The organism is Actinophytocola sp. KF-1 (assembly GCF_054661535.1).
The window spans coordinates 470,286-493,864 of sequence record NZ_BAAFVK010000006.1; the positions used below are offsets into that span (position 1 = coordinate 470,286).

General features: G+C 70.8%; 23 protein-coding genes. 21 read left to right on the forward strand and 2 right to left on the reverse strand.

Going from position 1 to position 23,579, the window contains the following annotated elements:
- The first annotated feature begins 94 nt into the window (after positions 1–94).
- Entirely contained in the window at positions 95–2,683 is a 2,589-nt protein-coding gene (gene rph, locus ACYQ77_RS21030; protein ID WP_459713762.1) for a rifamycin-inactivating phosphotransferase, read from the forward strand.
- A gap of 212 nt (positions 2,684–2,895) precedes the next feature.
- Here rph and ACYQ77_RS21035 read toward each other — a convergent pair whose 3' ends face one another.
- A complete protein-coding gene (locus ACYQ77_RS21035; protein WP_459713765.1) occupies positions 2,896–3,999 on the reverse strand; it encodes a glycerophosphodiester phosphodiesterase in 1,104 nt (367 codons plus the stop codon).
- Between the two features lie 152 nt (positions 4,000–4,151).
- Between ACYQ77_RS21035 and ACYQ77_RS21040 the strand changes: the two genes are divergently transcribed.
- From ACYQ77_RS21040 to ACYQ77_RS21100, 13 genes are all read left to right on the forward strand, one after another.
- Positions 4,152–6,242, forward strand: a complete 2,091-nt coding sequence (locus tag ACYQ77_RS21040) for a TRAP transporter permease (RefSeq protein WP_459713989.1) — start codon at positions 4,152–4,154, stop codon at positions 6,240–6,242.
- Positions 6,154–7,131 carry a TAXI family TRAP transporter solute-binding subunit gene (locus ACYQ77_RS21045; RefSeq protein ID WP_459713767.1) on the forward strand — a complete coding sequence of 326 codons (978 nt, stop codon included), beginning with the start codon at positions 6,154–6,156 and terminating at the stop codon, positions 7,129–7,131. The genes ACYQ77_RS21040 and ACYQ77_RS21045 overlap by 89 nt, the downstream gene beginning before the upstream one ends.
- A 234-nt stretch (positions 7,132–7,365) precedes the next feature.
- Positions 7,366–8,622, forward strand: coding sequence for a phosphoribosylamine--glycine ligase (gene purD / locus ACYQ77_RS21050; RefSeq protein ID WP_459713769.1), 1,257 nt, complete (start codon positions 7,366–7,368; stop codon positions 8,620–8,622).
- 123 nt (positions 8,623–8,745) lie between these two features.
- The gene (locus ACYQ77_RS21055) at positions 8,746–9,144 is read left to right on the forward strand and encodes a hypothetical protein (RefSeq protein ID WP_459713771.1); all 399 of its coding nucleotides are present in this window, start codon (positions 8,746–8,748) and stop codon (positions 9,142–9,144) included.
- A 28-nt stretch (positions 9,145–9,172) separates the two neighbouring features.
- Positions 9,173–9,772 (forward strand): DUF3558 domain-containing protein, encoded by a 600-nt coding sequence (locus ACYQ77_RS21060; RefSeq protein ID WP_459713773.1) that lies wholly within the window; start codon positions 9,173–9,175, stop codon positions 9,770–9,772.
- 10 nt (positions 9,773–9,782) lie between these two features.
- The gene (locus ACYQ77_RS21065) at positions 9,783–11,000 is read left to right on the forward strand and encodes a PPE domain-containing protein (protein WP_459713775.1); all 1,218 of its coding nucleotides are present in this window, start codon (positions 9,783–9,785) and stop codon (positions 10,998–11,000) included.
- Positions 11,001–11,768, forward strand: a complete 768-nt coding sequence (locus tag ACYQ77_RS21070; RefSeq protein WP_459713776.1) for an ESX secretion-associated protein EspG — start codon at positions 11,001–11,003, stop codon at positions 11,766–11,768. It abuts the gene before it with no gap.
- Positions 11,769–11,834: 66 nt separating this feature from the next.
- Positions 11,835–12,152, forward strand: a complete 318-nt coding sequence (locus tag ACYQ77_RS21075; protein ID WP_459713778.1) for a hypothetical protein — start codon at positions 11,835–11,837, stop codon at positions 12,150–12,152.
- An 11-nt stretch (positions 12,153–12,163) separates the two neighbouring features.
- Positions 12,164–13,318 (forward strand): WXG100 family type VII secretion target, encoded by a 1,155-nt coding sequence (locus ACYQ77_RS21080; protein ID WP_459713779.1) that lies wholly within the window; start codon positions 12,164–12,166, stop codon positions 13,316–13,318.
- Between the two features lie 54 nt (positions 13,319–13,372).
- Entirely contained in the window at positions 13,373–13,819 is a 447-nt protein-coding gene (locus ACYQ77_RS21085; RefSeq protein WP_459713781.1) for a MarR family winged helix-turn-helix transcriptional regulator, read from the forward strand.
- Between the two features lie 108 nt (positions 13,820–13,927).
- Positions 13,928–15,370 carry a DHA2 family efflux MFS transporter permease subunit gene (locus ACYQ77_RS21090; protein WP_459713783.1) on the forward strand — a complete coding sequence of 481 codons (1,443 nt, stop codon included), beginning with the start codon at positions 13,928–13,930 and terminating at the stop codon, positions 15,368–15,370.
- Positions 15,371–15,403: 33 nt separating this feature from the next.
- On the forward strand, positions 15,404–16,558 hold the full coding sequence (locus ACYQ77_RS21095; protein ID WP_459713784.1) for a pyridoxal phosphate-dependent aminotransferase: 1,155 nt from the start codon (positions 15,404–15,406) through the stop codon (positions 16,556–16,558).
- A 112-nt stretch (positions 16,559–16,670) separates the two neighbouring features.
- Complete coding sequence (locus ACYQ77_RS21100) at positions 16,671–16,841, forward strand: hypothetical protein (RefSeq protein ID WP_459713787.1); 171 nt, start codon at positions 16,671–16,673, stop codon at positions 16,839–16,841.
- Here ACYQ77_RS21100 and ACYQ77_RS21105 read toward each other — a convergent pair.
- Positions 16,838–17,857, reverse strand: coding sequence for a threonine aldolase family protein (locus ACYQ77_RS21105; protein WP_459713789.1), 1,020 nt, complete (start codon positions 17,855–17,857; stop codon positions 16,838–16,840). The two genes, ACYQ77_RS21100 and ACYQ77_RS21105, sit on opposite strands and share 4 nt — an antisense overlap.
- A 150-nt stretch (positions 17,858–18,007) precedes the next feature.
- Between ACYQ77_RS21105 and ACYQ77_RS21110 the strand changes: the two genes are divergently transcribed.
- The 7 genes from ACYQ77_RS21110 to ACYQ77_RS21140 all read left to right on the forward strand — a co-directional run bounded on the left by ACYQ77_RS21110 (position 18,008) and on the right by ACYQ77_RS21140 (position 23,577).
- Positions 18,008–18,526, forward strand: coding sequence for a SigE family RNA polymerase sigma factor (locus ACYQ77_RS21110; protein WP_459713791.1), 519 nt, complete (start codon positions 18,008–18,010; stop codon positions 18,524–18,526).
- Between the two features lie 21 nt (positions 18,527–18,547).
- A complete protein-coding gene (locus tag ACYQ77_RS21115; RefSeq protein ID WP_459713793.1) occupies positions 18,548–19,291 on the forward strand; it encodes a hypothetical protein in 744 nt (247 codons plus the stop codon).
- Positions 19,292–19,325: 34 nt separating this feature from the next.
- Positions 19,326–19,913 (forward strand): TetR/AcrR family transcriptional regulator, encoded by a 588-nt coding sequence (locus ACYQ77_RS21120; RefSeq protein ID WP_459713795.1) that lies wholly within the window; start codon positions 19,326–19,328, stop codon positions 19,911–19,913.
- Between the two features lie 54 nt (positions 19,914–19,967).
- Positions 19,968–20,492 carry an RNA polymerase sigma factor gene (locus tag ACYQ77_RS21125; RefSeq protein WP_459713797.1) on the forward strand — a complete coding sequence of 175 codons (525 nt, stop codon included), beginning with the start codon at positions 19,968–19,970 and terminating at the stop codon, positions 20,490–20,492.
- Positions 20,489–21,223, forward strand: coding sequence for a hypothetical protein (locus ACYQ77_RS21130; RefSeq protein WP_459713799.1), 735 nt, complete (start codon positions 20,489–20,491; stop codon positions 21,221–21,223). The genes ACYQ77_RS21125 and ACYQ77_RS21130 overlap by 4 nt, the downstream gene beginning before the upstream one ends.
- A gap of 34 nt (positions 21,224–21,257) precedes the next feature.
- Positions 21,258–22,691 carry an adenylosuccinate lyase gene (gene purB / locus ACYQ77_RS21135; RefSeq protein WP_459713800.1) on the forward strand — a complete coding sequence of 478 codons (1,434 nt, stop codon included), beginning with the start codon at positions 21,258–21,260 and terminating at the stop codon, positions 22,689–22,691.
- Between the two features lie 76 nt (positions 22,692–22,767).
- On the forward strand, positions 22,768–23,577 hold the full coding sequence (locus ACYQ77_RS21140; RefSeq protein ID WP_459713802.1) for an MOSC domain-containing protein: 810 nt from the start codon (positions 22,768–22,770) through the stop codon (positions 23,575–23,577).
- Positions 23,578–23,579: the final 2 nt, after the last annotated feature.

Consider the following 23,579-nt stretch of genomic DNA (forward strand, 5'->3'; position numbering starts at 1 on the left):
TCTTGCCGCAAGACCCGGGGTGCGCTGCACAATCACCCGCCGGACCTGCGAAAAGCGGGACTCCACGGCAATGTGCAGGGGATGAGGAGTAGTAGTGGTTGATCACTACGTGCTGGGTTTCGACGAGATCGACCGGAGCCAGGTGGCGGTCGTCGGGGGCAAGGGCGCGCACCTGGGTGAGCTGTCCCGGATCGACGGCGTCCGCGTGCCGCCCGGCTACTGCGTGACGACGGACGCCTTCCAGCGGGTCATGGCGGACGTGCCCGCGCTCGACGACCTGCTGGACCGGCTGTCGCGGCTGGACCCGGACGACCGGGACGCGATCGGTGCGCTCAGCGCCGAGACCCGCGGCGTCATCGAGAAGGCCGCGATCCCGGACGACCTGGCGGCGGAGCTGGTGCGCCCGCTCGCAGGCCTCGGGGAGAACGCCGCCTGTGCCGTCCGTTCCAGCGCGACGGCGGAAGACCTGCCGACGGCGTCCTTCGCCGGCCAGCAGGACACGTACCTGAACGTCACGGGCCCCGGCGCGGTGCTCGAGCACATCAGGCTGTGCTGGGCCTCGCTGTTCACCGAGCGGGCCGTGACCTACCGGCTGCGGAACGGTTTCGGCCACCGCAAGGTCCACATGGCGGTCGTCGTGCAGCGGATGGTCGCGCCGGAGGTGTCCGGGATCCTGTTCACGGCCGACCCCGTCACGTCGAACCGCACGGTCACCAGCGTGGAGGCGAGCTACGGCCTCGGCGAGGCCCTGGTGTCCGGCCTGGTGAACGCGGACGGCTACAAGGTGCGGGACGGCGAGGTCGTCGAGAAGGCGGTCGGCACCAAGGAGTTCGCCATCCTGCCCGCCCCGGACGGCGGGACGCGCAGGCAGCCGGTCGACCCGGAGGCACGGCAGCGGCAGGCGCTGACCGACGAGCAGGTGGTGCTCCTCGCGGCGCTCGGCAGGCGGATCGAGGCGCACTTCGGCAGGCCGCAGGACATCGAGTGGTGCCTGGCGGACGGCGAGTTCCAGATCGTCCAGGCCAGGGCGATCACCACGTTGTTCCCGATCCCGGCGGCCGGGGACGAGGACAACCACGTCTACGTGTCCGTCGGCCACCAGCAGATGATGACCGACGCGATGACGCCGCTCGGCCTGTCCTTCTGGCAGATGACCACGCCGCGGCCGATGGCCGAGGCGGGCGGGCGGCTGTTCGTCGACGTCACCGGCCTCCTCGCGGGCGCGGCCAGCCGCGAACGGTTCGTGCAGGCCATGCGGACGTCCGACCCGCTGATGGGGGACGCGCTGCGGACCGTCGTGGACCGCGACTTCGTCCCGGCGGCCGAGGGCGAGGGCCCCCGGTTCGTCGGGGACGCGCCCGCGCCGCCCGCCGACCCCGACCCGGCCGTCGTCGAGGCGCTGGTCGCGGAGACCCAGGCCTCGCTGGCCACCGTCGAACGGGAGATCCGCACCAAGCGGGGCGCGGAGTTGTTCGACTTCATCGTGGCGGACATCCAGGAACTGCGGCGGCTCCTGTTCGACCCGAGGAGCCTGCCGCTGATCCTGGCGGCGATGGACTCGGCGACGTGGCTCAACGAGCACATGCACACGTGGCTGGGCGAGGAGAACGCGGCCGACACCCTCACGCTGTCCGCGCCGGGGAACGTCACGTCGGAGATGGGGCTCGCGCTGCTGGACGTCGCGGACGTGATCCGCCCGCACCCGGAGGTGGTGGCCTTCCTGCGCAAGACCGAGGACGACGCCTTCCTCGAGGAACTGCCTGCGCTGCCCGGCGGCCGCGCGGCACGGGACGCGATCCAGGCCTACCTCGACAAGTACGGCATGCGCTGCGTCGGCGAGATCGACATCACGAGGCCGAGGTGGCGCGAGCGCCCGACCGCGCTGCTGCCCGTGATCCTCGGCAACGTCGACAACTTCGAGCCGGGCGCCAGTGGACGTCGCTTCGACGAGGGCAGGCGGGAGGCGGAGGCCAAGGCGCAGGACCTGCTGACCCGCCTGCGCGCCCTCCCGGACGGCGAGAAGGCGGCGGAGACCAAGTCGAGGATCGACTGCCTGCGGACCTTCATCGGGTTCCGGGAGTACCCCAAGTACGGCATGATCAGCCGCTACTACGTCTACAAGCGAGCGCTGCTGGCGGAGGCCGACCGGCTCGTGGCCGCGGGTGTGCTCGGCGAGCGCGAGGACGCGTTCTTCCTGAGGTTCCAGGAACTCCACGAGGCCGTGCGCACGGGCAAGGCCGACGTGGAGCTCATCCGGAGGCGCAGGGAGGAGTTCGCCGCGTACCGGGCGCTGACCCCGCCGCGCGTGCTCACGTCGGACGGTGAGGCGCTGTCCGGGACGTACCGGCGCGCGGACGTGCCCGCGGGTGCGCTGGCCGGCCTGCCGGTGTCCAGTGGGATCGTCGAGGGCCGCGCCCGGGTGGTGCTCGACCTGAGCGAAGCCGACCTCGAGGCGGGCGACATCCTGGTCACCGCGTTCACCGACCCGAGCTGGTCCCCGGCGTTCGTCACGATCGCGGGCCTGGTGACGGAGGTCGGCGGCCTGATGACCCACGGCGCGGTGGTGGCCAGGGAGTACGGCCTGCCCGCCGTGGTGGGTGTGGAACACGCGACCAAGCGGATCCAGGACGGCCAGCGCATCCGCGTGAACGGGACGAGCGGGTACGTCGAGATCCTGTCGTAGGAAGCACCGTCCAGAAGCCCCGTGGCCCGGACGAACCGCTGGCTCGTCCGGGCCACAAAACACCGCTGACCTGCGAAAACACCGCCCGCCCAGTACGTACGGAACCCCCACCCGATCCCGGGGGCCACCCGCCATGCCAGTCTACCGGTGGGGGGTGACAGAACCGGGGTGAGAAGCCCTGCCTGTGGACAACTCACCCGGCTGTGGACAACTCAGGCCGCCAGCTGCTCCGCGGCCACCACGACGTCGGGGTTGTCCGAGAACAGCCCGTCGATGCCGGTCGCCCGGAACGCCTCGATCTCGGCGATCAGGTCGCCGTACTCCGACGGCACGGCCGACGAGCGGAAGTCCGCCGGCAGGAACGTGTTCTCCGCGCGGAACGTGTACGGGTGCACCTTCAGCCCGGCCCGGTGCGCGTCCGCCACCAGCGTCGTCGGCGTCGTCAGGAACCCCGCCGCGTTCCTCGGGATGATCTGGCCCTTCTCCGGCCCGAGCCCCTTCGCGTACTTCGCCACGTCCCGCAGGCCCGCCGCCGAGGTGATGTCCTTGTACGTCCGCGGGTCACCCGAGTCGACGAAGTCGAACGGCGCGCCGGTCGCCGACGTCAGCTGCACCAGCGGCACCCGCAGCACCTTGTGCAGCTCGATCAGGTTCGTCACCTCGAACGACTGCACGTACACCTTCGCGCCCGGCCGGTTCAGGCCGTTGCGGTTCAGGGTCTTCACCAGCGCGGGCTCCAGCGCGAGGCCCTGCTTGCGGAAGTACGTCGGGTGCTTGGTCTCCGGGTAGATCCCGATCTCCCGGTGCAGCTCCCGCGACAGCCGCTTCGCCAGGTCGATGACCTCCTGGAACGTCGGGATCTCGTACCGCCCGTCGTAGAGCGTGTTCTCCTGGCGGATGTCGGGGATGCGTTCCTTGGCGCGCAACGTCTTCAGCTCCGCGAGCGTGAAGTCCTCGGTGAACCACCCCGTCACGTTCACGCCGTCCAGCGACTTCGTGGTCCTCCGGCCCGCGAACTCCGGGTGGGCCGCGACGTCGGTGGTGCCGCCGATCTCCGGCTCGTGCCGGGCGACCAGCACACCGTCCTTCGTGGTCACGAGGTCGGGCTCGATGTAGTCGGCGCCCATCCGCGCCGCGAGCTCGTACGACGCCAGCGTGTGCTCCGGCCGGTAGCCGGACGCGCCGCGGTGGCCGACGATCGTGAAGCTGTCCCGGTCGCCGTGCACAGGGGCACGGTCCGCCGTCGCCGGCGCCGCGCTGACCACGGCCAACGCCGCCGTCGCGGTGACGGCCAAGCGCAGTAACTTCGAACTCACGGTCTCCTCCTCGCCTCGATTTGGCGTGCGGATCGTCGTTGATCCGGGGAAACTCCGTCGGACCCGAAGGTGACGAAGCGATAACGCGTTCGATCTTCTTTGCGACACCTGTCACGGGTAGGTTGCCGTGGGTGACCACGTCTACGGAAGACATGGACGCCAATCGGCCCGCGGTGGCCGTCGGCGAGCACGACGAGGAACGCCCCGCGCGGACCCTGTCCGGTCGCTGGGAGTGGTTCGTCTGGGCGGCGTGCGTCGCGGTCGCGCTGCTGGTGCTCAAACAGGTCTTCCTGCCCTTCGCGAAGGGCAACCAGTACTACCTGGTGATCTTCCTCGGGCTGACGTTGCCGCTGGTCTTCCTCTGCTACCGGATGCGCGGCACCGCGCAGGACCCCGACAACCCGGGCCCGCTCGACTGGGTGTTCGCGGCGATCGCGCTGGTCGTCGGCCTGTACCCGGTGGTGCCGCTCGCGATCGGCGACGCGGGCGGCGGCTTCGACGCGTTCCTCGACCGCCAGGGTCTGCTGTCCACTTCGGACATCGTGGCGGGCGCGCTGCTGCTCGTGCTGGTCCTGGAGGCGACCCGGCGCACCACGGGCCTCGTGCTCCCGATCGTCTGCCTGGTGTTCCTCGCGTACTCCTACTACGGCGGTTACCTGCCGCAGGACTGGGACGTCGCGCACGCGGGCGTCGACTTCAGCCAGATCGTGAACGCGCTGTACAACGACCAGAGCGGCTTCTACGGCATCCCGCTCGACGTCGCCGCCACGTACATCGTGCTGTTCACGATCTACGGCGCCGTGCTGTCGACGTCCGGCGCCGGCAAGTTCTTCGTGGACATCAGCTTCGCCGCGTTCCGCAGGTCCCGCACCGCACCGGGCCGCACCGCCGCCATGTCGGGGTTCCTGCTCGGCACGGTCTCGGGTTCCGGCACCGCGACCACGGTCAGCCTGGGCGCGATCACCTGGCCGGTGCTGCGGAGAGCGGGCTATCCCAAGGAGAACGCGGGCGGCCTGCTCGCCGCGTCGGGCATCGGCGCGATCCTGTCGCCGCCGACGCTGGGCGCGGCGGCGTTCATCATCGCCGAGTACCTGGAGACGTCGTACCTGACGGTGCTGCTGTGGGCGATCGTGCCGACCGTCCTGTACTACCTCGGGATCGTGTTCGCGGTGGAGGCGGACGCACGCCGGTTCGGCGCGAAGGCCGTCGACGTCGACACCCCACCGGTCGGCAAGCTGCTGCTGCGCGGCGGCTACCACTTCGCGTCACTGGCGATCATCGTGGTGTTCCTGGCGCTGGACATCCCGCCGTTCACCGCGGTCGTCTACGCGACCGGGGTGGCGGCGCTGTTCGCGTTGATCTCGCAGTTGCTGACGGGCGGCTCGTTCCGGACCTGGCTCAAGGCGGTGGCCGACTCGCTGGCGGAGGGCATCCGCGGCGCGCTGCCGGTGATCGCGGTGTGCGCGGCGGCGGGCGTGATCACATCGACGATCACGAAGACCGGCCTGGGCCAGGAGCTGGCGGATTCGCTCGTCGACGCGGCGCAGGCGCTGGCGTCGAACCAGACCGTGATCCTGATGCTGACGGTGGTGTTCGCAGCGGTCGCGGTGAGCGTGCTCGGCCTGGCGGTGCCGGTGACGGCGTCGTTCATCATCTCTTGGGTCGTGCTCGCCCCCGCGCTGTCGGACCTCGGCGTGGAACCGGCCGAGGTCGCGATGTTCATCTTCTACTACGCGGTGCTGTCGGAGGTCACGCCGCCGACCGCGCTGGCGGCGGTCGCGGCGGCCGCGATCACCGGCGGTTCGGTGATGAGGACGATGTGGCAGACGTGGAAGTACACGCTGCCCGCGTTCCTGGTGCCGATCGCGTTCGTGCTGACGGACAACGGCTCGGCCCTGTTGCTGCAGCGCGGTTTCGCGACCGTGCTGTGGGTGACGCTGGTGTCCGCGCTGGCCGTCGCGGCGCTGGCGGTGGTCACGACCGGCTGGCTCGTGGGGCCCGCGCGCTGGCCGGAGCGGGTGCTGTGCGTGCCCGCTGCGTTGCTCTTGCTGTACCTGCAACCGCTGTCGATCGCGATCGGCCTCGGTTTCGCGGTGGTGGCGGTCGTCGTGCACCTGCTCGGCCGCCGGAACTCGGATGAACAGGAGCCTGAAGATGCGACCGGTGAAGATCGCGGCGACGGCGCTGGCGGTGTTGTTGGTGACAGCGGCGTGCGGCGGCAAGCAGACGAACAACTCGGCTGACCAGGCATCCGGCAGCTGCGAGGCGGGCGAGGGCCGGATCACCATCGCGACCGGCAACACGGGCGGCGTGTACTACACGCTCGGCGGCGGTCTCGCGCAGCTGATCAGCAACAACACGCCGCTGAAGGCCAACGCGGCGGAGACGGGCGCGTCGGTGCAGAACATCCAGCAGCTGGTCGCGGGCGACTACGACATCGCGTTCGCGCTGGCCGACACGGCGGCCGACGCGGTCGAGGGCAAGGCCGCCTTCGAAGGAAAACCGCAGGACATCGCCGCGCTCGCCCGCATCTACCCGAACTACACACAGGTCGTCGTGCGCGCGGACAGCGGCATCGACACCGTGGCGGACATGAAGGGCAAGAGCATCTCGACCGGCTCCCCGAAGTCGGGCACGGAGGTCATCGCGAACCGCCTGCTGGCGGCGGCGGGCCTGTCGCAGTCGGACATCTCCGCCCAGCGCCTGGCCCTGCGCCCGACGGTGGACCAGATGAAGGCCGGGCAGATCGACGGCCTGTTCTGGTCCGGCGGCCTCCCGACCCCGGAGCTGACGGATCTCACGACGTCCCTGGGCGAGGACGTGAAGTTCCTCGACATCAGCGACCTGCTGGCGAACATGAAGAAGGTCAACGAGGTCTACGAGGAGGGCGCGATCCCGGCCGACACGTACGGCCTGCCCGCCGACGTCCCGACCATCGTCGTGCCGAACCTCCTGCTGGTCACGAAGGACTTCCCGGCAGGCAACGCGTGCGCCATCACCAACCTGATCTTCGACAAGAAGGACGAGCTGGCGAAGGTCCACAAGGCCGCGAACGCCCTCGACCGCAAGATCGCCGTGGAAACCGCGCCGGTCGAACTCCACCCCGGCGCCGCACAGGCACTGGGCAAGTAATCCACAGCCCACCCAGTTGTCCACAGGCAAGATCCACAACCCACCGGCTGTCGGTGGACACCGGTAGACTGGCATGGCGGGTGGCCCCCGGGATCGGGTGGGGGCTGGGCACCGCGCGCGCGAGCGTTCGGGAGGGCCGGACGGCGACCCGTCCGGCTCTCCCGCGTCGCGTGAAAGCGCACGTCATGCCCCTGGCGGCGGGCGCGCCAACCAGGGCATCTACGCTGTTTCCTCGTGCGTGTCCTGGTGATCGGGTCCGGTGCGCGCGAGCACGCGCTCGTGCTCGCCCTCTCCCACGACCCTGCGGTTACGGCCCTCGCGTGTGCCCCCGGCAACGCGGGCACGGCGGCGGTCGCCGAGTCCTACGGCGCCGACGTCACCGACCCGGCCTCCGTCGTCGCGACCGCGCAGGAGTGGCGCGCCGACCTGGTCGTCATCGGCCCGGAGGTGCCGCTGGTCGCCGGTGCGGCGGACGCCGTCCGCGCGGCGGGCATCGCGTGCTTCGGCCCGTCGGCCGCCGCGGCCCGCATCGAGGGCTCGAAGGCGTTCGCGAAGGACGTCATGGCCGCGGCGAACGTCCCGACCGCGCACAGCGAGATCGTCGACAACCCGGCCAAGCTCGACGCCGCACTGGCCCGCTTCGGCCCGACGTGGGTCGTGAAGGACGACGGCCTCGCCGCGGGCAAGGGCGTCGCGGTCACCACCGACCTCGCCGCCGCCCGCACCCACGCGATGACCCTCCTCGACGGCGGCCACCCGGTCCTGCTGGAGTCCTTCCTGGACGGCCCGGAGGCGTCGCTCTTCTGCCTCGTCGACGGCACCACGGTCGTTCCGCTCCTGCCGGCCCAGGACTTCAAACGCGTCGGCGACGACGACGCGGGCCCGAACACGGGCGGTATGGGTGCGTACGCCCCACTGCCGTGGGCCCCACCGGACCTGGTCGACGACGTCGTCAAGACGATCATCAAGCCGGTGGTCGAGGAGATGGTGGCGCGAGGAGCGTCGTTCTCCGGTCTCCTGTACGCGGGCCTGGCGCTCACCAGCGAGGGCCCGCAGGTCATCGAGTTCAACTGCCGCTTCGGCGACCCGGAGACCCAGGCCGTGCTGGCCCTGCTCCGCACCCCGCTGGCAGGCCTGCTGAACGCGGTCGCGACCGGCACCCTGGCCGACCACCCACCCCTCGAATGGCACGACGGCTACGCCGTCACGGTGGTCGTCGCCGCGGAGGGCTACCCGGGCCGAGCCCGCTCAGGGGACGTCATCACCGGCGCCGAGGCCCACGGCGTGCTCCACGCGGGCACCCGCCGCCGCGACGACGGCGCCATCGTGTCCGCGGGCGGCAGGGTCCTGTCGGTCGTCGGCACCGGCCCCACCCTTGCCGAAGCCCGCGCAGACGCATACCGCCTGGTAGCCGACGTGCACCTGGCAGGCTCCCACCACCGCACGGACATCGCCGCCCGAGCCGCGAAGGGCGAGATCACCGCACAGTGACGGTTCAGCCGATCAGCGGAACCGCACCCACCACTTCTTCGTCAAAGTTCAGGTGGGTGCCGCGCGCCGTTGGTAGCCTGCAGAAAGAGACCGGATCGTCACGATCAGTGGGGAGCGAACGGGATGTATCTCGCCGGCGACATAGGCCGAGGCATCAACGCCGCCTTCAAGCAGGTCAACGAGGCCACCAGAGGCATCAGCTCCGGCACCTTCACCGTTTCGAAGGACAACGTGCTCGCCGCGGGCCGGATCATCGAGGCGCAGGCTGACGCACTCCAGAAGCTGTGGTGGAAGAGGGCACGAGATCTCCGCATCGAGCCGCCGGGCAACGACGACGTGAGCACCCGGATGGCGATGGCCTGGAACGACCTCCTCTTCGACGATGACGACTCCTACCGCAACCGGATCAAGGACTACATCGTCGGTCTGCGGAAGCTGTCCGTACAGCTGGGCGACGCCGCCAAGGCGTACGGCTTCACGGAGGATGAGATCTCCGCGGCGTTCGGGAAAACGGGTGCATAGGTCGCCAGTCGCGGTGTGCGCTGTCGTGGTGGCAACCACCTTCCTCGCGGGTTGCACCGTCACAGAGCCGGGCAGCGCGACGCCTGGTGCTGGAGGCACGGGCTCCACCAGCACCAGCGAGCAGCCGACGTCGGCGAGTTCGGCCCCATCGGGTGTGGACATCCCGCCTCCGCCGAAGGAGCTTTCGCTCGATGGTGTCGATCCGTGCACGTTGTTCTCCGACTCGCAGCGGGCGCAGCTTCAGATCGACGATGTGAGCCCGGACGACGGTTCGGACGCGGGCACGATCTACCAGGGCATGAAGGCCTGCACACTCGACAAGTCGGCGGCGGAGCCGTTTCACAGTTACGACATCGTCGCCGTGACGAATGTCGACGTGAGCTTCTGGATCAACGAAGACACCAACGCCGACGCCGAGCTGATCTCGATCGACGGCTACCCAGCGGCGAAGTTCCACATCAAGGGTGGCGGCACTTACGACTGCGCGATCGCGCTCGGCGTGGCGAAGAACCAGCACCTCCACGTCGAGATGGCATCGCTGAGCGACGACTTGAAGGGCGAACAGCTCTGCCAGGGAAGCGAGCAGGCCGCTGAAATGGCGCTGCGGACACTGCAGACTCTGAGGTGAGGAAGTAGTTATGGCCGGGGACTACGGACTGAGCGACCTTCGCTTCGTCGGGTACGACAACCAGCGGCTGATCGAGCAGGTGGAGGGCCTCCGCAACGGAGCCGGTGCTGGCACCCTCAACGACGCGGTGAGTGCGTTGATGGAGCTGGCAGACGGCCTCGCGGAGACAGACCAGACGCTCCGTGACCAGCTCAAGAAGGTCGGTGTCACCTGGCAGGGACAGGCCGCCGACGGCGCCACTTCAGCGACCGAGAGCGCCAGCATCTACGCCGATCAGGCGCAGGGCCCGGTGACGGACTCCGCCAAGGGGGTCGACTCCCAGGGTGCCGCCTTCACGACCTCGAAGCACAGCGCCCCGGACGCCGGTGCGCTGAGCGGCCCGACCGAAGAGTCCACCGTCGACCAGATCGCCGGGTTCTTCGGCCACACCACCGACCACGCACAGCAGGTCAAGCAGACCAACGCGGCCCGAGACGCGGCCGTCGACGCCATGACCGGGTACCAGAACAACAGCTCCGACGCGCTGGGTCAGGCGCAGACGCTGCCCGTGCCGCCGGGCATGAACCTCGTCGCGCAGCCGGTGGACACCGGTACCAGCGTCTCCTCGGCAGGCAGCTACACCCCCACGGGCAGCGGCTACAGCCCGACCGGCGTGGGCCCGGGCGGCAGCGGCCCGGGCACCTCCTTCGCACCCGGCACCGGCGGCAGTAACCCGATCCCGACGGTTCCCACCCCGGGCGGCGGCGGCCCCAACCCGCCGCTCGGTGGCCCGCCCATCACGGGCGGTGGCCCGACCCCGAACAACCCCTTCCTCCCGAGCACCGCCAACCCCCTCGGGCCTGCGGCTCTCCGTGGCGCGAACCCGATGCTCATGGCGGAAGCCGCGACCCTCATGGGCGCCGGCGGCGCCGGTGGCGCGGGTGCGGGCGCGGAGGGCGAGCGCCTGTCCCGCAACGCCGCCAACCGCGGCCCCCTCAAGAACGGTGTGCCGATCGGCTCCGTGCCGGAGGAGGAGGCCCGGGCCGCGCGCAACGCGGAACGGTTCGGCGCTCGGACCGGGCGCCCCGGCGGGTCGATCATGCAGCCGGCCGCGGCCGGGGCGGGGCGGAACGCCGAGGGCGAGGAGGACCAGGAGCACGTCCGGCGGTACGGGGTCGAGTCGAGCGACGTGTTCGACGACGACCGCGTGGTGGCGCCGGAGTCGATCGGCGACGATGACGACCGGTAGATGATCAGCGGCACCATCGTCCTCTCCACGCTCGAGTTCGACGTGTTGTGGGAGCACGAGAAGCTCCCCGCCAAGCACGAGGCGCTCACCGTGCCGAGTCCTGGGCGCACGCACACCGAACGGCGGCGACTCGTCGCGCAGGCGTTCGCCGACCTCGAGGCACGGGGGCTCGCCGAGCGGGAGCGGGCCACGCCGGAGCTGGCGGACAAGCTGAGCCTGCTCGCCCACCCGCAGCTCGCCATCGACAGCTGGGTGTGGACCGACCACCGCATCTCCTCACTCGCGGTGGTCTCCGGGAGCGCGGCGCTGCTGGCGGCGGTGGACGGGCCGCAGGTGTGGCTCATCCCGGCACGCGAGACCGCGATCGCGGAGGCCGCGGTGTCGGTGGCCGGGGACGTGGTCGCCGGGCCCGGGCTGTCGGTGAGCGTGCCGACCGACGTGCTCAAGGCCGCCGACGCGGAGGCGGGCGGGGACGTGCGGGAGTTCGCCGCCGCGCTGAGCCGGCGCGGGGTGTCCGGGCCGGACGCGAAGACGATGGCGGACATGGTGCGCGACATGGACGTGCGCGGCCAGTTCTGTGTCACCCGCATGCAGCGCGACCAGCGCATGGTCCGCGCTGACCGGGTTGTCGCTTTCCACGACACCCCTCGTGGGCGTTATGTCCACCTCGCGAAACCGAACGCCGACGGTCGCGTGTGGAGCACGGTCACCCCGGCCGACAACCGGCGGCTCGTGGCCTGTGTGCAAGAGCTGATGGGCGAGGTCTGACCGGCCTAAAGTGAGGGAACCGCGACGCGGCGAGCGCCGTCAGAGCGGGTGCGCGAAGGGGGCGACATGACGCAGTACAACATCGACGCCATCAACGGCTGCATGCAGAAGGCGCTCGACTACAAGCCGAAGTTCGGCGAGATCTCCGACTCGTTCCCCCAGGTGTGCACGGCGTCGACGGTCTACGGCAACCTGCCGAGCTCGGCGGGCATCGCGTCCGCGGTGGACGCCTTGAACGACCTGATGCACGACGAGCTGACCGCCGCCGAGGACCGCCTCAACGGGGTCGCGGGCGCGCTCGACGCGATCGTGCAGACCGTTCAGAACACCGAGGACGATGGCGAGCGCACCTACGGCGGCCGTCCGCGGTACGTGCAGGTCTAGGAGGGGACACGGTGGGTTCGGCGGACACTCTGGCCGGCTACGCGGGAGGCGAGGCGGTCGCGACGGCCGCGGCGAAGGTCGAGGACGCGGACACCGAGGCGATCACCTCGGCCGCGACCAGGCTCTCCACGGCCGCGACCAACCTGTCCACGTACAGCGGCGAGGTCGCGGGCAGCGTGCGCTCGCTCGACGCGGCGTGGGAGGGCCGCTCGGCGGACCAGTTCGTGGCGTACATGACCAAGTTCAAGACCGCGGGCACCGACGTCGGCACCGCGATGTCCGACGCCGCGACGGCGCTCAACGACGTCGCGACCGCGCTGACCGGCGCGAAGACGTACATCTCGACGCGCTGCGACCAGGCGCTGACCGAGATCTCCACGTGGACGACGAACCACCCGGACGCGACCACGGAAGAGTTCGACGCGATGACGCGCGGGGTGTGCTCGAGCGCCGCGTCGGACATCAACACCCACCTCGAGGGCACCGAGCAGACGCTCAGCTCGGCGCTCGGCAAGATCAACGGCGCGAAGTCGCCCGCCTCGACGTTCTCGTCGCTGGCACAGCCGAACACGCAGCCGTTCACGCCGCAGAGCGGTGAGGCGATCGAGTGGAAGGAAACGCCGCCGCAGACCACGAACCCGTCGTCCACCGAGAACGGCAACCAGCCGCCCGCGCAGAACAACCAGTCGCAGTCGACCGGCACCGGCTCCGGGAACAGCGGCAGCGGGAGCAGCGGCGGTGGTGGCGGCGGAGGCGGGGGCGGCGGCCTCGGGCCGTCCGGGGGGCCACCCGCGGGCGGACCGCCGCCGGGGAACGTCAAGAGCTGGATCGACCAGGCCATCGAGATCCTCCGCCAGCACGGCATCAACGTCGGCCCGGAGGACGCGCAGCGGATCTGGCAGATCATCCAGCACGAGTCGGGCGGCAACCCGCACGCGATCAACAACTGGGACTCCAACGCGGCGAAGGGCACGCCGTCGAAGGGCCTCATGCAGTGCATCGACCCGACGTTCAACTCGTACAAGCTGCCGGGCACCGGTGACATCTGGGACCCGGTCGCCAACATCTGCGCGGGCGTGAACTACGCGATCTCGCGGTACGGGTCGCTGGCGAACGTGCCGGGCATCAAGGCCACGGAGTCGGGCGGCGGGTACGTCGGGTACTGATTGGTTGGTCACTGGATTATCTGCCCACGGATCGATCGGGCGTAATCTGGTTGCATGGATCTCGCGTTCATGCTTGCCCACGCCAGCCACGTGTTGTCGACCGAGCTGACCGCGGAGCTGGCCGGTCTCGGCATCACGCCACGCGGCAGCTGCGTGCTGGCCTCGGCGCTGACCGGGGAGCACACCCAGATCCAGCTGGCCGACATGTGCGGCCTGGACAAGACCACGATGGTGGTGACCGTCGACGAGCTGGAGAAGGCCGGCCTGGTCGAACGGCAGACGTCGCCGACCGACCGGCGCGCCAGGATCATCGTGGTCACGCCGCAGGGCCGGGAGATGAGCGCGAAGGCCGCCGACGTCATCAACCGGGTGCACGAGGACGTGCTGTCGTCACTGCCCGACGACGAACGCGCGGGTCTGGTCGCCGGACTCACCCGGCTGGTGGAGAACCGCCTGGCCAAGCCGGTCCAGTGCGAGCGCGCTCCGCGCCGCCGCACCTGAACGCGATCACGCCCCAAATTAATCCCGCTATAGCCAATCCCACAACAGATCGTCTGCTACAAGACAATCTGTTAGCGTCCCTCCTGTACGGACAACCAGGAGGGGTTCATGTCCCAGATCGTTGGTCAGCGGCGGGATTCGCGGTGGTTCGCGCTCGTCGTGCTGTGCGCGGGGATGCTGATGATCATCCTCGACGGGACCATCGTCAACGTCGCTCTCCCGGTCATCCAGGCGGACCTCGACTTCACGCAGTCGGGCCTGGCCTGGGTGATCAACGCCTATCTCATCCCCTTCGGCGGGCTGCTGCTCCTCGCGGGCCGCGTCGGGGACCTCATCGGCCGCAAGCGGATGTTCCTCGGTGGCGTCGCCGTATTCACGGTCGCGTCGCTGTTCTGCGGCCTCGCCACCACACAGGGACTGCTCATCGCCGCGCGGTTCGTACAGGGGATCGGGGGCGCCATGGCCGCCGCCGTCATCCTCGGCATGATCGTCACGATGTTCCCCGGGAAGGGTGAACAGGCCAGGGCCATCGCGGTCTTCAGCTTCGTCGCCGCGGCGGGCGGATCGATCGGCCTGCTGGCGGGCGGGGTGCTCACCGAGGCCATCAGCTGGCACTGGATCTTCTTCGTGAACGTGCCCATCGGCATCGTCGCGTTCGCGCTCGCCGTCCGCGTCGTGCCGGGGGAACGGGGCATCGGCCTGCGCAGCGGGGCCGACGTGATCGGCGCCGTGCTCGTCACCGCCGGGCTCATGATCGGCGTCTACACGATCGTCAAGGCCGCCGACCACGGCTGGGTCTCCGGCCACACGCTGGGCTTCGGCGCCCTGTCGGTCGCGCTGCTCGCCGGGTTCGTGCTGCGGCAGGCCACGGTCGCCAACCCGCTGCTGCCGCTGCGGATCCTGCGGGACCGCAACGTGGCGGGCGCCAACCTGGTCCAGGTGCTGATGGTCGCCGGGATGTTCGGGATGTTCTTCCTCGGCGCCCTCTACCTGGAGAAGGTGCTCGGCTACGACCCGCTGGGCATCGGCCTGGCGTTCCTGCCCGTCGCGGTCGGCATCGGCGGGCTGTCGCTCGGCGCGTCGGCGCGGGTCAACGCCCGGTTCGGGGAGCGGCCGGTGCTGATCGCGGCGTTGCTGCTGGTGGCGGCGGGGCTGGGGCTGTTCACGCGGGCGCCGGTCGACGCCGACTACCTGCTGGACGTCTTCCCGTCGGTCCTGCTCATGGGGGTCGGCGCCGGGCTGGGCTTCCCCGCGATGATGACGCTCGCCATGTCCGACGCCACCAAGGAGGACTCCGGCGTGGCGTCCGGCCTGGTCAACACGACCCAGCAGGTCGGCGGCGCGCTGGGCCTTGCGGTCCTCGCCACGCTCGCCACGGCGTACACGAAGGGGTCACTCGCGGAAGGTGACGCGCCCATCCAGGCGATGACGGGCGGTTACCGGCTCGCGTTCGCGGTGGCCGCCGGGCTGGTCCTGGTCGCCGCGGTGCTCGCGGTCACGGTCCTGCGCAGGCCGACGGTGACGCAGGAGGAGCTCGTGCCGGTGGCTTGATCGCGCGTGGCGGCCGGCGGCAGGCTGGGGAGCATGTCAACCCGTCTGCTGCAGGTCGCCCAGCGCGCGAACATCCCACCCTTCCACGTGATGGACGTGCTGTCCGCGGCCAACGCCCGGCAGCGCGCGCAGGGGGACGTGGTGTCGCTGGCCGCCGGGCAACCGTCGGCCGCGGCACCACGCGCCGTGCTGGACAAGGCCGCCGAAGCCCTGCACGGCCCCCTCGGCTACACCGAACAGCTGGGCATCCCCGAACTGCGCGAGGCCATCGCCCGCCACTACGACCAGCGGTACGCGCTCGACGTCGCGGCCACGGACGTCGTGGCCACCACCGGCTCGTCCGGCGGCTTCCTCCTCGCGTTCCTCGCCGCCTTCGACGCGGGCGACCGGGTGGCGCTCGCCCGGCCCGGCTACCCGGCCTACCGCAACATCCTCACCGCGCTCGGCTGCGAGGTCGTCGAGCTGCCGTGCGGCGCGGACACCCGTTTCCAGCCCACGGTCGAGATGCTGGCGGCGGCCGGCCCGCTCGACGGGCTGGTCATCGCCTCGCCCGCGAACCCGACCGGCACCGTCCTGCCCGTCGGCGAGCTGGCCGCCATCGCGGGCTGGTGCGCCGACAACGGCGTCCAGCTGGTCAGCGACGAGATCTACCACGGCATCACCTACGGCGACGAGGCCACGGCGTCCGCGTGGCAGTTCTCCCGCGAGGCGGTCGTGGTCAACTCGTTCTCCAAGTACTTCGCGATGACGGGCTGGCGCCTCGGCTGGCTGCTCGTCCCGCAGCGGCTCATGCGTGCCGTCGACTGCCTGACCGGCAACTTCACCATCTGCCCGCCCGCGATCGCGCAGCACGCCGCGACCGCCGCGTTCCGGTACGACGAACTGGACGCGCACGTCGCCTCCTACCGGGCGAACCGCGACCACCTGATCAGGGGACTCGCGCGGATGGGCATCGACAAGGTGGCCCCGGTGGACGGCGCGTTCTACGCGTACGCGGACGTGTCGCACCTGACCACCGACACCATGGCGTGGTGCCAGCGGCTGCTGGCCGAGACCGGGCTCGCGATCGTGCCCGGCGTCGACTTCGACCCCGAGCTGGGGCACCGCTTCGTCCGGTTCTCGTTCGCGGGCCCGGCGAGCGACATCGCGACGGGTCTGGAGCGGCTGGGCGGCTGGCTCGCACCCTGAGGCGGGAACCAGTGTTTTTCCCCGATGTCCTGGGCGAGTGCCGGTGGTTCACTGAAGGAACCGCCGGACTGCGCCACTCGTTCAGCCGGTGAGAGCCCGGGGAGGGATTCGGATGTTGTTGAAGATCATCGGCGCGATCATCGTGGTGTGGGTGGCGTTCGCGGTGCTCGGCCTCGTGTTCAAGGTGCTGGGTGTCCTGCTCGTCGCCGCCGCGGTCGTCACGGTCGGCGCGATCGGGTACAGCGCCATCAAGGGCGGTTCCGGGCGCAAGCAGATCCGTTAGGAGTGCATCGTCGCGACCCTGGACAGCACCTCGTCGATGTCCTTGGTCGTCAGGTCGCGGTGCGGGATGAACCGCACCCGGCCACCCACCGGCACACCGAGCACCCCGACCCGCTTGAGCGCGGCCAGCGTCGCGTCGGTGTCCGGCGTCGACGCCAGGACGATGTTCGTCTCCGGCTCGTCGACCTCCCACCCGAGGTCGGCCAGGCCCGCGGCGAGCCTCCTGGCGTTGGCGTGGTCGTCGGCGAGGTTCGGGATCCGGTCCAGCGCGACCAGCCCGGCCGCGGCGACGACCCCGCCCTGCCGCACCCCGCCGCCCAGCATCTTCCTGACCCGGCGTGCCTCCTCGACGAACGCCGACGTGCCGCCGACCAGCCCGCCCATGGGCGCCCCGAGCGCCTTGCTCAGGCACACCTGCACGGTGTCGACGCCGACCGTCAGCGCCGCAGGCGGCACGGACAGCGCCACGGAGGCGTGCCAGAGGCGTGCCCCGTCGAGGTGCACGCGCAGCCCGACGTCCCGGGCGGTGGCGACCAGTTTCGCGTGCTCGTCGGGCGGTGTGACCGTGCCGCCCGCCGCGTTGTGCGTGTTCTCCAGGCATAACAACGTGGTGCGCAACGTGTAGTACGGCCCGGACCGCGCCGCCTGGCGGACCGACTCGACCGGCATGCGCCCCGGCCAGTCGCCCCAGTCGACGGCTTCCGGCATGCCGCCCGCCAGCCACGCGGGCGCCCCGAGTTCGTCGTCCAGCACGTGCGCGCCGCGCGGCGCGATGAACCGGTCGCCTCTGTTCAGGTGGACCATCAGTGCGACGAGGTTGCCCATGGTCGCGCTCGGCACCCACAGCGTCGCGTCGACGCCGAGCAGCTCCGCGCCCCGCTCCTCGAGGGCCTGCATCGTCGGGTCTCTGTCCAGCACGTCGTCGCCGACCTCGGCGCGCGACATGGCGAGCCGCATCGGCTCGTCCGGTTGGGTGACAGTGTCCGAACGAAGATCGATCTCCCGCACTTTGGTCACGATCCGATCACACCACACCGGCGCTCGGGCATCCTCAGTGGTCTCCCGGACGTCTTCAGGGGTGGCGTACGTCACGACGGACACGTGGTGCAACCTTATGGGCCTCACGTTCCGTCCCCCGTACGCAGACGACGAGCAGAGAGAGTCCGCGTGGAGCAGCGCGACGAGCAGGACTTCGCGGAGTACTTCGCGGCTCGGCGAGACGCCGTGCGCAGGTCCGCGTACCTGCTGTGCGGTGACTGGCACCGGGCGGACGATCTCGCGCAGACCGCGTTCGTCGCACTGCACCGGCGGTGGCGCAAGATCCGGGACCGCGGGGCCCTGGACGCCTACGTCCGCAGGACGCTGGTGCGTGCGGTGATCGACGAGTCCCGGCGCCCGTGGCGGCGGGAACGGTTCGTCGAGGAGCTGCCGGAGACGCCGCAGCAGGACGGCGAGCTCGGCGACTCCGTGGCGACGAGGTCCGCGCTGCTCGACGGCCTGCGGGCGGTGCCACCGCGGCAGCGGGCGGTGCTCGTCCTGCGGTTCCTCGAGGGACTCGACGTGGCGGCCACGGCCGACGCGCTCAAGTGCTCCGAGGGCACCGTGAAGAGCCAGACAGCCAGGGGGCTGAACGCGTTGCGTGAGGCCTTGGGAGACACGATCGATGACTTGCGGTCGGCGTCGTGACCGGCGGGAGGAGGTGGCGGGATGGACGAGTACAAGCTCTCTGAGCTGCTGAAAGACGCGGTGGCGGACACCCCGCCGCCGAGCTTCACCGTCTCCGACGTGGCGCGCGAGTCGGAGCGTCAGCGCGTCCGTCACCGGAACGGCGTACTCGCAGGTTCCGCCTTTGGTGTGGCCCTCCTCGCGGGCGCGACGGCGCTCGGCGTGGCATTGTGGACAGGGCCGGTGACGAACTCGGATGCGGTGGGAATGGCAAATCCCGCATCAGGCGGTAACGGAAACGCTGCTCCATACGAGTTACCAAACGAGGACAACGAAGCGGCCGCGCCAACTGAGCGTGGCGGCACGAAAGACGTCCCGTCGGAGACGCCCAAGCAGGGGGGCTATCCGGACGGGAGTGGCGGGCCTGCGGGGCCCGCCGGCACCCCTCGTGGGTGCGAACAGGTGGACCGGGAGCTCGCTGCTGCCCTCGCGGGCGAGCTCCCGGCCGCCGCCAACGTCAAGGTGGACCAAGCCATCCCCGTCACGCTGACCTGTCCTCAGGGTTCGCGCGGCGCCGCGTTCGATCTTCCCGGCGGCCGCATCAGCGTCGTTCTCTTCCCTTCCAGTGTGACGTTCGCCACAGAGTCTTCCGGTGTGCAGGCGCAGGCGCCGACGAGTGACGGCAGGCGGGTGCTCGTGCTGAGCGAACCCGTCAGCCCCGGCGCCCCGGCCCCGTTCGGCACGGACGTGCAGCAATACGCAACCGACCTGGGGCAGCTGTACTGAGCGAGGTCCCGCACGGCCGTACGATGCCCCGACCATGACTGCCGCCAGCACCCCCAAGGGCGAGCGGCGTCGCCAGGCACTGGTGGAGGCCGCGGCGGCGCTGCTGGTGGAGCGCGGCTTCGAGGCGCTGCGGCACCGCGCGGTCGCCGAACGGGCGGGGCTCCCGCTGGCCTCCACGACCTACTACTTCGACTCGCTCGACGAGCTGATCGCCGCCGCCGTCGAGCACCACGGGCGCACCGAGCTGGAACGCGGCCGCGCGCTGCTCGCCGAGCTGCCCGCGGAGCAGCGCGACCTCGACGCCGTCGTCGACCTCGTGCTCGACCAACTGCTCGGCCCGCCCGCGGGCGACCGCGACGCGGAGCTGGTGCTGCTGCGGTACGAACGCCTGGTCGCGACCGGCAGGCGGCCCTACCTGCGCCCGCTCATGCGTACGCTCGGCACCGAGCTGCGCCGTCTCCTGCTGGAGGTACTGGCCCGCTCGGGCAGCCCGGTCGACCAGCGCCGCCTCGAGCAGCTGATCGCGCTGGTGGACGGCGCCGTGGTCAACGCGCTGATCGAGATCGACCCGGACCCGCGTGCGGTCGCGCACCGGATGCTCCTGGAGTCCCTGCAGACCTGATGCAACCTCGACGGTCCCCGCGTCGTGAGTTACCGGCGAAGGGGGGACCGATCCATGCGACAGGCCGACGAGGAGAGCTTCCGGCTCTACGCCGTCGAGCACGCGGCACGGCTGCGCAGATCGGCGTTCCTGCTGTGCGGTGACTGGCACCTCGCGCAGGACCTCATGCAGATGGCGCTCATCAAGATCTACCGGTCGTGGGCGCGGGTGCAGAAGGACGACAGCCTCACCAACTACGGCCGCACGGTCCTCCTGCGCACCTGGCTCGACGAGAAACGCAGGCCGTGGCGGCGCGCCGAGCGGACCGAGGCGGCCGTACCGGACCAGCACGACGAGGCCCGCGGCCCGGCCGACAGCCCCGAGCGGCTGTGGGCCCGCGACCTGGTCCACCGGGGCCTGCTGCGGCTGCCGCCCCGGCAGCGTGCGGTGCTGGTGTTGCGCTACTTCGACGACCTGACGGTCGCCGAGACCGCCGAGGTCATGGGGTGCTCGCAGGGCACGGTCAAGTCGCAGACCGCGCGCGGCCTCGACGCGTTGCGGGTGTCGGTGTCGGAGCTGGTGGGGAGGGTCGCGTCGTGAGCGAGGAGGACGTCCGGGTCGGGTTGCTGGACGCGGTGGCCGACGAGCCGCCGCTGCTCGTCGACCCCGACGAGCTCATCGCGGCCGCGCGGGGCCAGGTCCGCCGCCGAGCCCTGGTCGCGGTGGGGTTCGCCACGGTCGCCGTCGCGGTGGCCGCGGTCGCGGTGCCCGCCGCGGTGAGCCGCGACGCGGCGTTCCCGGCCGCGACCCAGCCCCCCGCGCCGAGCGCACAGCCCGCCCGCTACTCCGTCGACCACCTGCGGGCACGTGCCGGTGAGCTGCGGGAGCACCTGCGCGGCACCCTGCCGGTGCTGCTGCCGTCCGCGGCCAGGATCGTCGTCGGCGAGTTCGGCGGCGAGGCGGAGGGCGCCATCCACCCGCGCCAGACCAGCCTCAACACCGTCGTCACCGTCACGATCAAGGGCGCCCGGTACTCGATCATGGTGACCACGTGGGTGCCGGGCACCGCGGCGCCGCCCTCGGAGGTGTGTGCGGTGAACTGCCACCGCATGGCCGACCAGGCGGGCGGCGCGGTCTACCAGCAGACCGACGACCTGGGGAAGGCCGTGATCGAGACCGTCTTCCACTACCGCGACACGGGTGCCGCGGTGTCGGTCGCCGCCTACAACTACGACATGACCAGCCCGGTCCCGTCGGCCTACCACCGGTCGCTGCCGGTGACGCGGGCTCAGCTGGTGGCGCTCGCGACCGATCCGGCGCTGGCGCTGTAGGTCGCCCCGGACGGGCCCGTTAAGCTGGCGAAACGTGACGTCCAAGCCGCGCATCCCCAACGTACTCGCCGGCCGCTACGCCTCCGTGGCGCTGGCCGAGCTGTGGTCCCCCGAGCACAAGATCGTGCTGGAGCGCAGGCTGTGGCTGGCCGTGCTCACGGCGCAGGCCGAACTCGGCATCGACGTCCCCGACGGTGTGGTCGCCGACTACGAACGAGTGATCGACCAGGTCGACCTGGAGTCGATCGCGGCCCGCGAACGGGTGACGCTGCACGACGTCAAGGCCCGCATCGAGGAGTTCAACGCGCTCGCCGGCCACGAGCACGTCCACAAGGGCATGACCTCCCGGGACCTCACGGAGAACGTGGAGCAGCTGCAGATCCGGCTGTCGCTGGAGCACATCAGGAACCGGACGGTCGCGGTCCTCGCCCGGCTGGCGACGCTCGCGACCGAGCACAGCGAGCTGGTGATGGCCGGCCGTTCGCACAACGTGGCCGCGCAGGCCACGACGCTCGGCAAGCGGTTCGCGTCCGCCGCGGACGAGCTGCTGGTGGCCTTCGAACGGCTCGACGACCTGGTCGAGCGGTACCCGCTGCGCGGCATCCAGGGCCCGGTCGGCACCGCGCAGGACATGCTGGACCTGTTCGGCGGCGACGAGTCCAAGCTGGACGCGCTGCAGCGCAGGATCGCCGGCTACCTCGGCTTCTCGCGGGTGTTCGACAGCGTGGGCCAGGTGTACCCGCGGTCGCTGGACTACGACATCGTGTCCGCCCTGGTGCAGGTGGCGGCGGCGCCGTCGAGCCTCGCGAAGACCATCCGGCTGATGGTCGGGCACGAGCTGGCGACCGAGGGCTTCCGGCCGGGGCAGGTCGGGTCGTCCGCCATGCCGCACAAGATGAACACCCGGTCCAGCGAGCGCGTGAACGGCTTCGCGGTGATCCTCCGCGGCTACGCGTCGATGGTCGGCGAGCTGGCGGGCGACCAGTGGAACGAGGGCGACGTGTCCTGTTCGGTGGTGCGCAGGGTGGCGCTGCCGGACGCGTTCTTCGCGCTGGACGGCCTGATCGAGACGTTCCTGACCGTGCTGGACTCGTTCGGCGCCTACCCGGCGGTGATCGGCCGCGAGCTGGACCGCTACCTGCCGTTCCTGGCGACGACGAAGGTGCTCATGGCGTCCGTGCAGGCGGGGGTCGGTCGCGAGACCGCGCACGAGGCGATCAAGGAGCACGCGGTCGCGGTGGCGCTCGCGATGCGTGAGCAGGGCATCGAGCGCAACGACCTGCTGGACCGCCTCGCCGCCGACGAGCGCGTCCCGCTCGACCGGGACGCCCTCGACGCGCTGCTGGCGGACCGGCTGCCCTTCACCGGCGTGGCGAGCGCGCAGGTGGCGTCGGTGGTGAAGCGGGTGTCGGACGTGGTGTCCCGCTTCGGCGACGCGGCGAAGTACGTCCCGGGCGCGATCCTCTGAGAATTGTGGACAACCACAAACTTTCGTGCGGAAAACCGCACTGACCCGGGCCTCCGCCACGGCTAGTCTCGCTCTCGTGGCAACCGTCTCGGATCTTCTGCTCTACCCGGTCAAAGGCTGCGCAGGCGGCCCGCTCACGCGGGCGCAGGTGCTCCCCACCGGGGTGAAGCACGACCGCACGTTCATGTTCGTCCGCGCGGACGACGGGGTGTTCCGCAGCCAGCGCAGCACCCCGAAGCTGTCCGTGATCCGGCCGGACCTGGCCGCGGACGGGGAGAAGCTGACGCTGTCCGCCCCGGACGTGCAGAGCCTGGCGTTGGACGTCGCGCTGGACGGCAGGCGGTTGGCCGTGAGCGTGCACGGCGTCTGGGACGGCGAGGGCGTCGACCAGGGCGACGAGGCAGCCGAGTGGGCGAGCGACCTCGTCGGCGAGTCGTTGCGCCTGGTACGCGTGCCCCCGGACCACCAGCGCAGGGTGGACGACGCGCACGGCGACATCACGTTCACGGACTCAACACCACTGCACCTCACGTCGCTGTCGTCCCTGGACGACCTGAACGCCCGCATCCTGGAGAAGGGCGCCGACCCGGTCCCGATGGCCAGGTTCCGCCCGAACATCGTGATCAGCGGCTGGCAGACCCCGTACACAGAGGACGGCATCCGCGAGTTCAGCATCGGCACCACCAGACTGCGCTGGGTGAAGCCGGACGTCCGCTGCCAGGTGACGATGGTCGACCAGCCGACGGGCGAACGCGCGGGCCCAGAGCCGTTACGCACCCTGGCCGACTACCGCCGCGAACCCGACGGCGGCGTGAGCTTCGGCATCAAGGTGGCGGTACTGACCCCGGGCGAGATCGAAGTGGGGGACGAGATCACGCTGCACTGACA